14 protein-coding genes are annotated in these 12,692 nt (G+C 41.6%); 8 read left to right on the plus strand and 6 right to left on the minus strand.

Annotation, left to right across the window (positions count from 1 at the left end; genetic code table 11):
* Positions 1–57 precede the first annotated feature (57 nt).
* The 5 genes from K7887_RS06610 (at position 58) to K7887_RS06630 (ending at position 6,318) form a co-directional block, all read left to right on the plus strand.
* Positions 58–1,353 carry a sugar ABC transporter substrate-binding protein gene (locus K7887_RS06610; RefSeq protein WP_223492747.1) on the plus strand — a complete coding sequence of 432 codons (1,296 nt, stop codon included), beginning with the start codon at positions 58–60 and terminating at the stop codon, positions 1,351–1,353.
* Between the two features lie 81 nt (positions 1,354–1,434).
* Positions 1,435–2,727 (plus strand): sugar ABC transporter permease, encoded by a 1,293-nt coding sequence (locus K7887_RS06615; protein ID WP_010192075.1) that lies wholly within the window; start codon positions 1,435–1,437, stop codon positions 2,725–2,727.
* Positions 2,727–3,569 carry a sugar ABC transporter permease gene (locus K7887_RS06620; protein WP_223492748.1) on the plus strand — a complete coding sequence of 281 codons (843 nt, stop codon included), beginning with the start codon at positions 2,727–2,729 and terminating at the stop codon, positions 3,567–3,569. The genes K7887_RS06615 and K7887_RS06620 overlap by 1 nt, the downstream gene beginning before the upstream one ends.
* Before the next feature lie 89 nt (positions 3,570–3,658).
* The gene (locus K7887_RS06625; protein ID WP_223493596.1) at positions 3,659–5,209 is read left to right on the plus strand and encodes an alpha-amylase family glycosyl hydrolase; all 1,551 of its coding nucleotides are present in this window, start codon (positions 3,659–3,661) and stop codon (positions 5,207–5,209) included.
* An 83-nt stretch (positions 5,210–5,292) separates the two neighbouring features.
* On the plus strand, positions 5,293–6,318 hold the full coding sequence (locus tag K7887_RS06630) for a LacI family DNA-binding transcriptional regulator (protein ID WP_223492750.1): 1,026 nt from the start codon (positions 5,293–5,295) through the stop codon (positions 6,316–6,318).
* A 485-nt stretch (positions 6,319–6,803) separates the two neighbouring features.
* Here the strand turns inward: K7887_RS06630 and K7887_RS06635 are convergent, their stop codons facing one another.
* A complete protein-coding gene (locus K7887_RS06635) occupies positions 6,804–7,667 on the minus strand; it encodes an SDR family oxidoreductase (RefSeq protein ID WP_223492752.1) in 864 nt (287 codons plus the stop codon).
* An 82-nt stretch (positions 7,668–7,749) separates the two neighbouring features.
* Between K7887_RS06635 and K7887_RS06640 the strand changes: the two genes are divergently transcribed.
* Positions 7,750–8,250: a GNAT family N-acetyltransferase gene (locus K7887_RS06640; protein WP_223492753.1), complete on the plus strand. Its 501-nt coding sequence runs from the start codon at positions 7,750–7,752 to the stop codon at positions 8,248–8,250.
* Between the two features lie 61 nt (positions 8,251–8,311).
* Here the strand turns inward: K7887_RS06640 and K7887_RS06645 are convergent, their stop codons facing one another.
* Positions 8,312–8,803: a YajQ family cyclic di-GMP-binding protein gene (locus tag K7887_RS06645; protein WP_010192059.1), complete on the minus strand. Its 492-nt coding sequence runs from the start codon at positions 8,801–8,803 to the stop codon at positions 8,312–8,314.
* A gap of 205 nt (positions 8,804–9,008) precedes the next feature.
* Between K7887_RS06645 and K7887_RS06650 the strand changes: the two genes are divergently transcribed.
* Positions 9,009–9,863 (plus strand): CvfB family protein, encoded by an 855-nt coding sequence (locus K7887_RS06650; RefSeq protein ID WP_223493597.1) that lies wholly within the window; start codon positions 9,009–9,011, stop codon positions 9,861–9,863.
* Between the two features lie 106 nt (positions 9,864–9,969).
* On the opposite strand, the gene K7887_RS06655 is transcribed toward K7887_RS06650, so the two are convergent.
* Both K7887_RS06655 and K7887_RS06660 read right to left on the minus strand, forming a co-directional pair.
* A complete protein-coding gene (locus tag K7887_RS06655) occupies positions 9,970–10,101 on the minus strand; it encodes a DUF3941 domain-containing protein (RefSeq protein WP_082852400.1) in 132 nt (43 codons plus the stop codon).
* A gap of 64 nt (positions 10,102–10,165) precedes the next feature.
* Positions 10,166–11,029: a DegV family protein gene (locus K7887_RS06660; RefSeq protein ID WP_223492754.1), complete on the minus strand. Its 864-nt coding sequence runs from the start codon at positions 11,027–11,029 to the stop codon at positions 10,166–10,168.
* A 214-nt stretch (positions 11,030–11,243) separates the two neighbouring features.
* Here K7887_RS06660 and K7887_RS06665 point away from each other — a divergent pair, with 214 nt between their 5' ends.
* Positions 11,244–12,089: a YitT family protein gene (locus K7887_RS06665; protein ID WP_223492756.1), complete on the plus strand. Its 846-nt coding sequence runs from the start codon at positions 11,244–11,246 to the stop codon at positions 12,087–12,089.
* A 201-nt stretch (positions 12,090–12,290) separates the two neighbouring features.
* On the opposite strand, the gene K7887_RS06670 is transcribed toward K7887_RS06665, so the two are convergent.
* Together K7887_RS06670 and K7887_RS06675 are read right to left on the minus strand one after the other, a co-directional pair.
* Positions 12,291–12,527, minus strand: a complete 237-nt coding sequence (locus tag K7887_RS06670; RefSeq protein WP_223492757.1) for a DUF3813 domain-containing protein — start codon at positions 12,525–12,527, stop codon at positions 12,291–12,293.
* A gap of 2 nt (positions 12,528–12,529) precedes the next feature.
* Complete coding sequence (locus K7887_RS06675) at positions 12,530–12,682, minus strand: hypothetical protein (protein WP_010192046.1); 153 nt, start codon at positions 12,680–12,682, stop codon at positions 12,530–12,532.
* Positions 12,683–12,692: the final 10 nt, after the last annotated feature.

Below are 12,692 nucleotides of genomic sequence, written 5' to 3' on the forward strand. Positions count from 1 at the left end.
TATGCAATCGTTTGTGCAATTTAGTAGAAAGATTATTCAAATGACGGAGGGGTCAAAATGAAAAAGTTTTTAGCAATGCTTATGGTTGCTGTCCTAACACTAGGCGTCCTTGCAGCTTGTGGTCCACAACGTGACACAGGTAACAACGCAGGTGGAAACGGCGGTTCAGCAGAAGGCGAAGGTACTACAACTGAAGGAGTAGATAAGCCAGAAAGCCTTACAGTATGGGTAAATGATGACGAGAAACAAAGAGCGGCATTAGATGAAATCTTTGCTGCTTATACAGAAGAAACTGGTATTGAAGTAGAAGCTACTGGTATTTCTATGTTGGATCAAGTTGAAGCGCTTGCTCTTGACGGTCCAGCTGGTAACGGACCAGACGTATTCTTTGGTCCACATGACCGTCTTGGTGATATCGTTCTTCGTGGTCTAGCTGACCCAATCGACTTAGGGGAAGATGCTTCTCTTTACAGCGAAACTGCAATCAATGCTGTAACAGTTGATGGTGAAGCTTACGGAGTACCTCAAGTTATTGAAACTTACGGTATGTTCTATAATAAAGATCTAGTATCTGCAGAAGAAATTGCAACAATGGAAGGCCTTATGAAAGTTGCTGAAGAGCAAACTGACGGTGGTCAAGACAAATACGGATTCTTAATGGAAGCAACTAACTTCTATTTCATCTATCCTTTCTTCGCTGGTAACGGCGGTTATGTTTTCAACAATGATGGATCTGGTTTCGACGCTTCTGATATCGGTCTTGCTAATGAAGGCGCTGTAGAAGGTGGAGAACTTGTTCAATCTTGGTTCGACAACGGTTACATCCCTAAAGAAATCAATGGCGACATCATGAGTGGTCTTTTCACAGAAGGTAAAGTTGCAACTGTACTTACAGGCCCTTGGAACATCGCTACTTACAGAGATGCTTTAGGTGACAAATTAGGTACAGCTACATTACCGAAGCTTGACAATGGAGACGTTCCTAAGTCTTTCGTTGGTGTAAAGGCTTGGATGTTAAGCTCTTACTCTGAGAATCAAGAGTGGGCAATCGACTTGATGAAATTCATCACAAACTATGACAATGCAATGAAATACTATGAAGTTGCTGGTGAAATGCCTGCACTTCAAGAAGCTTTAGATAGCGACGAGATTGCTAACGATGAAATCATCGGTGCATTCGCTGAGCAAACTCAATATGGTGAGCCAATGCCAAACATTCCACAAATGCAACAAGTTTGGGATCCAATGGGTAGCGCTCTTCAATTCATCGCTAACGGAGACGATGTTGGTGAAGTATTAGAAGAAGCAGTTCAAACAATCGAAGATAATATTGCAGCTAGTGGAGCTGAATAATTACTAACGATTAAACCTGGTGGGTAGACTAAGCTGCAACGCTAGTCTATCCACTATATTTCTTTAAGAGGAGGATCTGCTATGTCCGGCACAGCAACTGAAAAAATGCGCTCACACAATCCAACCTTAGCGATGGTCCTTTCCATTATTTTTGCTGGGTTAGGTCAACTCTATAACCGCAGATATGCGAAAGGGATTACATTCATCATCATCGAAGCTGCATTTTTGATTACGTTTTTCGAGTTTCTTAACATTGGTTATTGGGGCCTATTCACACTTGGAGAAATTCCTCGAGTAGACCACTCCATCTTCTTACTAATACAAGGACTAATTTCTGTTATTATCACTGTTTTTGCAGTGGCCTTATACTACCTGAACGTAGTGGATGCAAGAAACAATGCCATCGACTTGAAGTTGGGAAAAGAAAAGCCGACTGTAAAAGAAGCGCTTAAAAACTTCTATGACAATGGATTCCCTTACTTTATGGTTATTCCAGGATTGATCCTGCTTTTGTTCATCGTAGTGCTTCCTTTAATGTTCATGGTTTCCTTGGCATTCACGGATTACAACCTGTATAACACACCGCCAAGAGCATTATTGAGTTGGGTAGGTTTTGAGAACTTTACAAGTCTGGTATCGATTCCACTTTGGAAAACTACTTTTGTAAGTGTATTTGCCTGGACGATTGTTTGGACAGTTTGTGCAACAACTGGCCAGATCGCATTAGGACTATTTTTAGCATTGCTAGTAAATGACCCCCGAATTAAATATAAACGCTTTATCCGTACGATTTTGATTTTACCTTGGGCAGTACCTGCTTTCGTTACAATCTTGATTTTTGCTGCGATGTTCAATGATCGCTTCGGTGCCATTAACCGTGACATCCTGGGAACAATCGGTGTTGCGCTTCCTTGGTTGACTGATCCGTTCTATACAAAAATCGCCATTATCATGATTCAAACATGGTTAGGTTTCCCGTTCGTATTCGCATTGTTCACAGGTGTACTTCAAAGTATCTCAAAAGACTGGTACGAAGCGGCAGATGTAGATGGCGGAACGCGATTCCAGAAATTCCGTTTCATCACGATGCCACATCTTTTATTTGCAACTGCACCACTATTGATCATGCAATACGCAGGAAACTTCAATAACTTTAACATCATCTATCTATTCAATCAGGGTGGTCCAGCTGTGCGTGGACAAAATGCCGGTGGATCGGACATCTTGATATCATGGGTATATAAACTGACATTCGATACGAGTAACTACAACATGGCAGCAGCAATATCTATTATACTCGGACTGATAGTAGCCGGTTTTGCCTTCTTCCAATTCCGTCGTACTCGTTCGTTTAAAGAGGAGGGTAATATTTAATGAACCTTAAAACGAAATCCAAGATCGAAGTATCATTGATCTATCTATTCCTAGGCTTCATGTTCATCATTATTGCCTATCCGCTTTTATGGACAATCGGCTTATCACTGAATCCTGGAACAAGTCTTTATTCCGCTTCCATGATTCCGGAAAACTGGTCACTTGAACATTATGTTTGGTTATTTACTGATCCACAGAGTGACTACTTGATCTGGTATAAAAACAGTATTCTTGTTGCAATCGCCAATTCATTTTTCTCTGTTATGATTACGGCGTTCGTTGCTTACGCGTTCTCTCGTTACCGTTTCAAAGGTAGAACGTATGGGCTATACGCATTCTTACTATTACAAATGTTCCCGGCGTTAATGGCGATGGTAGCCATCTATATCTTGCTGAACATGGTAGGTTTATTGGATTCTCTTGTAGGTTTGACAATCGTGTATATCGGTGGACAAATTCCATTTAATGCATGGCTTGTAAAAGGGTATTTCGATACGATTCCAAAAGAGTTGGATGAAGCAGCTAGAATGGACGGAGCAGGACATTTTGGAGTATTCTTCAAAATCATGCTTCCACTTGCGAAGCCAATCTTAGCGGTAGTAGCTCTATTTAACTTCATGGCGCCATTTACAGACTTTATCCTGCCACGAATTGTTTTGAGGAGCCCGGAGAATTTCACGTTGGCACTGGGATTGTTCAACTTTATCAATGATCAATTTGCTAACAACTTCACGCGTTTTGCGGCAGGTTCCATCCTGATTGCCATTCCAATTGCATTGTTATTCTTGTTCTTACAACGCTATTTGATTGCTGGACTAACTGCAGGTGGAACAAAAGGATAAGAATAGTATATAATCGTTTATGGAAAGCAAGGGTTCAGATAACCACAAGCTGAAATACTAAAACGATTTAAGGGAGGGAAGCGGAATTGATGAAAAGAGTGATGGGGCTCATTCTCGTTCCGTTTCTTCTTTTTTCTGCATGGTTCGTTCCATTCGTTCAACCTGTAAACGCTGAAAAAGAAGAACACGCATGGCAAGATGAGATTATTTATTTTATAATGATTGACCGATTCAATAATGGCGACACCTCTAATGATTTTGAGGTAAACCGAGATGATCCAAAAGCATATCACGGCGGAGATTTCCGCGGGATTACAGAAAAACTAGATTACTTAAAGGATATGGGATTCACTGCCCTTTGGCTGACCCCGATCGTCCAGAATGAAGAAAAAGGGTACCATGGCTATTGGACGGAAGACTTCTATAATACAGAAGAACATTTCGGTACCATCGAAGAATTCAAGGAACTAGTGAAAGAAGCGCACAAAAGAGACATGAAAATCATCGTGGACCTCGTTGTCAACCACACTGGTTACCAGCACGCATGGCTAAATGAAGCAGACAAACAGGATTGGTTCCACCCAAATGAGCCTATCCGTAACTGGGATGACCAAGAACAAGTGGAGAATGGCTGGATCTACGGTCTTCCAGATTTAAATCAAGACAATCCCGAAACCAGAAAGTATCTGATTGATATGGCAAAATGGTGGATTGAAGAGACAGACATTGACGGCTACAGATTAGATACTGTCAAACATGTACCAAAAGATTTCTGGAAAGAGTTTTCGGAAGAAGTGAAATCGGTTAAAGAAGACTTCTTTCTAATCGGGGAAGTATGGCATGATGACCCGAACTATGTGGCAGGTTATCAAGAAACAGGGATAGATTCGTTTGTCGATTTCCCGACATACAATGAAATTACGCGTGTATTTTCAGGACCGGATGAATCGTTGACTCGATTGGATTCACTGTTCAAAAACAAGCAAAGCCTATATGATAACCCTTATGTTCTAGGAACCTTCTTAGACAATCATGATGTAGAGCGCTTCACAAGAGCAGCGATTAAAAAGAAACAACACCCTCCAACACGGTTGAAGTTAGCATTGGCCTATATGTACACCACTCCAGGTATACCGATAATGTATTATGGAACCGAAATAGCGCTGGATGGTGGAGAAGACCCAGATAACCGCAGAGATATGAATTTTAGAGCAGACGAGGAATTAATAAATTATATTACAAAGCTGGCAGAATTGCGTAAAAGCATGCCAAGCCTAACACATGGCACGTATGAAATGGTCTATGACGATAATGCCATGGCTGTAATTAAGCGCGAGTACGAAGGGGAAACCACCTTTATTGCGATTAATAACTCCAGTGAAACGCAAGTAGCTCCTATAGATGTTGAACTTGTAGGGGAAGATCTTGAACTACGTGGTACATTGGGAGACGAATTGGTTCGTAATTCTGACGGCAAATACACGATCGGTCTAGACAGAGAAACAGCCGAGATCTATACCGTGAAAGAAGATTCCGGTATTAATGTTGGGTTTGTCAGTGCGATGGCATTGATTTACGGCGGTTTTATTGCTTTTATTGCAGCTGCTGTAATGAGAAGAAAGAAAAAGAATAAAGAATAAATGTGCCTAACTCCTCCATTAAGGGGGAAGGTACTGTTACATTTGTATGCGTTTCCAATTAATGAAGGGGGAGGGATAGGTGCATGGCAGTTACTATAAAAGATGTCGCAAAGATTGCCAATGTGGCACCTTCCACAGTTTCTCGCGTTATCGCGAACAATCCACGCATAAGTGAAAAAACAAAAAAGCGCGTGAGAGAAGCAATGGAAGAGCTTGGATACCATCCAAACTTTATTGCCAGAAGCTTGGCTAATCAATCCACACAAGTAATCGGACTTGTGATGCCGGCATCAGCAGATAAAACGTTTCAAAACCCATTTTTCCCAGAGGTGCTAAGGGGAATTAGCACTGCCGCACATGAAAAACAATATGCCCTGCATATGTCAACCGGTGTAACTGGCAACGAGATCTTAGAAGGTGTTATGCAGATGGTTCAAGGCCGTCGTGTTGATGGAATCATCCTACTATACTCGGCAGTCGAAGATAAAATCATCAAGTATTTGCAAAAAGAGTGCTTCCCATTTGTCGTAATCGGTAAGCCATTTGAACAGGTAGAAGAGATTACCCATGTTGATAATGACAATTACCGTGCCGCCAAAGAAGCAACACAGCATCTTATTGGCCTTGGCCATAAAAGAGTGGCATTTGTCGGAGGTAGTATTCAATTGGTGGTTACAATTGACCGATTGCTGGGATATGAAAAAGCAATTAGAGATGCAGGAATTCCGTATAAAGATGAATACATCATTCATGAGGAGTTTTTGAAAGAAGGGGGACAAGAAGCGATTTCCGAACTTCTTTCTCTTGAGGAGCCTCCTACAGCCTTGGTCGTATCTGATGATTTGATGTCACTCGGTATTCTTAATACCCTGCATGACATGGGAATTTCCGTACCAGATCAGATGTCCATAGTAAGCTTTAATAATGTGTTGCTTGCAGAAGTGGCAAGGCCGCCATTGACCTCTGTTGACATCAATATCTTTCAACTTGGCTTCCAGGCTGCGAAGACATTGATCCAAAAGGTGAAGGATCCATCTGAACCAACAAAGCGAATCATCATTCCTCATAATATGGTGAAACGCCAGACATGTAAGGATATGACGAAGTAAAGTAACATTGTTAGAAAAGAAATTTAATGACGGAAGCCTGCCTCTGATGATGGGGTTGGCTTTTTTCTATAATTTAGAAGATATTATAATCCGGTTGATCTCCGTTTCAGGCGCTTCGCTTGCCTGCGGGCGGTCCGTGAGCCTCCTCAGGCTTCGCCTTCCGGGGTCTCACCTGTCCCTTCCTCCCGCGGGCGTCTGCGCGCCTTCCACTTCAATCAACAAGGTGACTTCATTCAATACTAACCGATTAAAACTCTCTTGATTTTTGATGATTTCTTGCGATTTTAGTGGGGTGAAAAAGGGTTCGGTCAATTATCTAAAAACTTCGGTCAACTTTGGCGAAAACTTTGGTCAACTTCGCAAAAACTTCGGTCAACTTTCAAAAAACTTCGGACATTTATACAACATCCCATTTTTGCAAAAGAAAAAAACACCCAAAAGCGCCCTTCGATTATCAAAGAGCGCATAGTACATCCGATTTCCATTTACCCGTTCACAATCTTCCCGCCATTCACATGCAGCATCTGTCCTGTCATGTAAGAAGCGTCATCACTTGCCAAAAACACGTAGCTTGGTGCGACCTCTTCAGGCTGTCCAGGACGCTTCATCGGGGTATTCGCTCCAAAGCTCGCTACCTTATCGCTAGAAAACGTAGACGGAATCAATGGCGTCCAGATCGGTCCTGGAGCCACCCCGTTAACTCTTATCCCTTTTCCAACCAATTGCAGAGCCAGTGAGCGTGTAAATGCCACGATGGCCCCTTTGGTAGCGGAATAATCCACCAGCAGCTCGTTGCCTGCATAAGCAGTAACAGATGCTGTATTGATAATGCAACTCCCGCTGGCTAAAAAAGGTAGCGCAGCCTTAGTTAAATAGAAAAAGGAAAAAATGTTCGTCCGGAATGTTTTCTCCAGTTGTGCAGCAGTAATATCTTCAATGCCTTCCTGTGGATGCTGTTCTGCTGCGTTGTTGATAAGGATGTCTATTTTACTAAAGTTGGCCATTGTTTCATCCACGATTTGCTTGCAGAATGCCTCCTCACCAATATCGCCTGCAATAAGGTGGCATTTCCGACCTTCAGTCTCGACCTGTCTTTGTGTTTCCTTTGCATCCTCGTGTTCATTTAAATAGACAACTACAACGTCTGCCCCTTCTTTTGCATAATAAATAGCGACAGCTCTGCCGATTCCGCTGTCCCCGCCTGTGATGATTGCCACCTTATCCTTTAATTTTTCACTACCTTTATAAGTCACGTCCTCTGACTTAGGTTTAGGTGTCATCTCAGACTCAATGCCTGGCTGTTTGTTTTGATGCTGTGGGGGGAGCGTTTGTTTCTGCTGATTTGTCATTAGTAGCACCTCCAATAATCTTTCCTATTATGAGAAAAGCGCCTATAATTTATCCAATGAGAGAAAAAAGGGGGAGAGTTACATGATAATTAGAGAAGCAAGAATAGAAGATGCAAAAGCACTTTTAAAGCATGCTAAAAAAGTATATGGAGAAGGTCGCAACCTTTTAACTGCACCGGAAGAATTCAAAGTCACCGTAGAGCAGGAAGTACAATGGCTAAAAGATAATATGGAAAAAGGGCACCTTACCCTTGTGGCAGAACAAAATTCCAATATTGTTGGAATGCTAAATGCCACAAAAGGATCTAGAAAAAGAGTAAAGCATATCTGCATGTTTGGCATTAGCATACAGGAAGAACACTGCAACAATGGATTAGGAAGCAAGATGATACATAGACTGCTTGTTTGGGCAAAAGAGGATAAAGATATTGAGAAAGTCTGCCTGGAAGTGTTCGCCCACAACGAACGTGCCATCCATGTATACGAAAAGCTTGGATTTAAAGTGGAAGGTAGAAAAGAAAGGCATGTGAAATTTGAGGACGGAACTTATTCGGATGAACTGATCATGGGACAATTTGTTTAAGAAAATAAAATACCCCCGTCACTTTTCGCGGTAGACGGGGGTATATATGTATGGTTGCAGCTTAACGGTAGTTTACAAATTGCAGGTCAATATCCAAGTCAGCCTCACGAAGAGCAGCAATAACCTGTTGAAGATCATCACGATTCTTTCCTGTTACACGTACCTGGTCATCCTGGATTTGCGTTTTTACTTTCAATCCAGAGTTTTTGATGATGGTATTGATTTTTTTCGTATTGTCTTTATCAATACCCTGAACAAGCTTTCCGCGCTGACGAACTGCCCCTTTAGAAGCATCTTCAATCTTACCGTATTGAATATTTTTCGTTGGAACATTTCGCTTGATCATTTTACTGACCATTACATCTTTCAATTGATCCAATTTGAATTCACTGTCTGAAAGAAGGACAATTTCTTCTTTTTCTAACTTGATGTCACTGACAGAACCTTTAAAGTCAAATCGATTCTGAATTTCTTTTAACGCAATATTAATGGCGTTTGTTACTTCAGATAAATCTACTTTTGAAACAATATCAAAAGAGCTCTCTTTTGCCATGGAAATCCCTCCATCATAGGTTTAAAAATTTTACCAAATGGTAATTGTAAGAAAAATATCGCTTTCTGTTCCTAATTATAGTAGAATAAAGCGATTTGGACAACTTAATCAAAGTCATGTACACTTTACATAACAAACTCCAGCATTCATATAGTATGCGAATGTGGTTGATAATAATGGGCAAAAAGGAAGGTATAACGAAATGATGCAAACAGGTACGGTATTAGAATTGACGGTTGATCGCGAGACGCCGCTTGGATATATGTTAACAGATGGAGAAGAGACAATCCTCCTTCATAAAAATGAAGCAACAAGAGAATTAGGGGAAGATGAAACGGTCGAGGTTTTCTTATACTCTGACCAAAAAAGCCGTATTACAGCTACCATGACGATTCCAAAAGGTCTAAATGGGCATGAATGGATGGAAGTAGTGGAGCCGCTGCCGGGCCTTGGTGTTTTCATAAACATCGGAATTGCAAAAGATGCTCTTATCCCAGCAGATGATCTCCCTGTATTTGAAGAAATTTGGCCACAAGTTGGCGACCATTTGCTATGCCGCGTAAAAACGGACCGCCGTGGAAAATTGATTGGAAAACTCGCTACGCAAGATGTAATGTTAGACAGATCCATTAAAGCACCATCCGATATCCTTAATCAAAATATTCAAGGGACCATCTACCGCCTTTTAAAAGTGGGAAGCTATATGATTTCTAACGAAGGTTATGTTGGCTTCATTCATAACTCAGAACGTAAAGAAGAGCCAAGATTGGGCCAGGTGGTGGAAGGAAGAGTCATTGATGTGAAGGATGACGGAACTATCAATGTATCTCTATTGCCGCGCAAACAAGAAGCAATGGACGAAGATGCCCAAGTTATCATGGACTATCTTGAGCTAAGAGGCGGAACAATGCCTTACAGCGATAAAAGTGCCCCTGATGATATCAAGGAGCAATTCAATATCAGCAAAGCCGCATTTAAGCGTGCAATGGGCAAGCTGTTGAAGCAAGGGTTGATTCGTCAGTCTGAGGGTTGGACGTATAAGAAGGATGAAGAAAAATAATTGTGTGTTCGGCTTCGCCGGTTTGCAGCTCATTAGGTGACTAGTGGGCTGTTTTTTTTCATGTAAAAAGCCGCCCCTCAAAAAAGAAGCGGCGCTACAATATATCCTACAAATGATCCGTCTTCTTAGAATACTGACGCTCACCTTTTTGTTCATTCTTCTCACGCTGCATGTTCTTTTCATGGCGTTTAGCGTTGTTGTCTTTTGCTTTTTTGTCGTTATCGCTTGTGTGTGGCATAGAAAAACCTACCCCTTTCTGAAAAAGATAGGAATAGGTTGTCCTGCCTGCATGAAGTTATGTGTTACGCTTTTTTCCCGTTGAGGAAGAATAAGGCGATGGTTCCCGGGCCCGAATGAGCGCCTACTGCTGAACCGATAGAAGTAATGGTAAAATCATCACAATCACAAGACTCTTTAATCATTTCTTTTAAAGCTTCTGCGGTAGCAAGGTCGTCTCCATGGCTGATACCGATTCGTTGTTCCCCAGAGTCAAAACCATTACGCTCCCGCATGACTTCCACCATCCGGCGCAATACTTTCTTGCGGCCCCGGATTTTCTCAAGTGGAACCAATTTTCCATCTTCCATATGAAGCAAAGGCTTGATATTCAAAAGTCCTCCGACAAATGCGGATGCTTTACTTACGCGACCGCCGCGAGCTAAATAATCTAAATTATCGACTGTGAAAACATGTTCCATATGACTAATATCATGATTCACGGAAGACAACAATTCTTCTTTGGATGCTCCGTCACTCGCCATTTCAGCAGCTTTTTTAACAACAAGACCATATCCTAAAGAAGCGCATTTGGAATCAATGATTGTTAAGTCAAGATCTGGATATTCTTCCATTACTTCTTTTTGCATCAATACTGCTGTTTGATATGTACCTGATAATTCAGAAGAGAAAGCTACATAGATGGCAGTTTCATTTTTCTGTGCCACTGTTGTAAACAGTTCTTTCATGAAAACAGGGGAAGCTTGTGAGGTTTTAACTACTTCACCACTCCGCATGGCATCATAAACTTGTGAAGAATCAATAGTGACCATGTCCTCATATTCTGTGTCACCAAACAGAACTTTTAAAGGAATAAGGTCTATCATATCACTTGCAAAAAAATCTTTTGGTAAGTCGCTGGCACTATCTGCGATAATTCTTATTGTCATAAGGTCACCTTCTTTACTATACTTACAAGCATGGGTTAAGCTGTATGAAAAAATAAACGTTCCTTCCGTTAGAGGAATATTGCTCCTTTTTTCAAGTTTACCTATTAATGAATCACTCTTCAAGAAAAGAAAATCCGGATTTTCGTTTCAGGAGGGTAAAAAGAGGAAAAATACATAAAATAAGGCAGCAGGCTGTTAGGAGGTTTTTGGCCATATGAATGTGCAACAACATGTAAAAAAGGTGCTAATTGTACTAGTGGGAGCTTTTCTGAACGCGATTGCGATGAATTTCTTCCTTATACCGGCGGATGTTTATGCTAGTGGGTTTACAGGTGTATCTCAGCTGATATTCCGTATTTCAGAAGATTTTCTCCCTTTTACGGTTTCAACAGGTATAACGTTATTGCTTCTTAATATACCGGTTACAATATTGGCGTGGAAGAAGGTAGGACGCTCTTTTACTATTTATAGTTTTTTAAGTGTTTTCTTAATGTCGTTTTTTCTAGAGGTTGTACCGATCTACAGCTTTAATGACGACATTTTACTTAATGCTGTTTTTGGTGGTGTCATCGCTGCGGTGGGTGTCGGTTTGACACTTAAGTGGGGGGCATCTACTGGTGGTTTGGATATTATCGCCATGATTTTATCCCGGATGAAGGACAAGCCTGTAGGAACGTACTTCTTTGCACTTAATGCGGTAATTATCGTCACAGCGGGTCTTGTGTTTGGTTGGGAAAAAGCTTTATATACGCTTGTGACTCTTTATGCTTCTACTCGTGTTATTGATGCGATCCATACGAGACACGAGAAGCTGACAGCAATGATTATCACGAAGAAAGGGCAGGCGGTCAAAGAAGCCATTCATGCGAAAATGGTACGTGGTATTACGTCGGTTCCGGCACGCGGGGCATTTACAGGGGAAGATAAGGAAATGCTGATGATTGTTATCACTCGTTATGAGATGTATGATTTGGAGCGGATTTTAAAGGAAGCGGATCCGAATGCTTTTACTAATATCGTACAGACTACTGGTATTTTCGGCTTCTTCCGAAAAGATTAAGTTCCGTTAAACACCTCTGGTGATTTCCGCACCGGGCTTCGCTTTCCGCGGGGCGACCTTGAGCCTCCTCGCTGCGCTGCGGGGTCTCAACATTGTCGCTACTTTCCCCGCAGGAGTCTACGCCCTTTGCTCCAATCCCCAGCTTGAAATTTAAAAAACAGCGCACAAGCTTTGGATATGGCTTGTGCGCTGTTTTGTGTGTTACTTGTCTTGTTGACTGTTGAAAAGTTCTTCCTGCAATTCGCGAAGCTGCATTTTTTCAGCATCGTTTGAATTTGCATAAGCGGAGGATAATGCGTTTTTGGCAACACTCATCGAATTCGAGTCGATTTCAGATGAATAATCATGTTTATTGTTATGCTCAGGTGCAGAATCATTCTTGCCATTTACCACATTCATCACTGCTTCACGAGCGGATTGGAATAATTGGTTTCCCATAATTATATCCCTCCAAGAGAGTTGCGTTCGGCTTGATGTGCTTTGCGCTCTTCTGCTTGTTCCATCGTAAGGTGATAAGGGATTTGCTGGTCATGAAGCTGTACAGAATTTTTACCCTGCTGAACAAAACGTTTTGATTTGCTGCTTCTACCCATTATGAAAGCC

This window comes from Sutcliffiella horikoshii (assembly GCF_019931755.1).
Taxonomy (GTDB): Bacteria; Bacillota; Bacilli; order Bacillales; family Bacillaceae_I; genus Sutcliffiella_A; species Sutcliffiella_A horikoshii_E.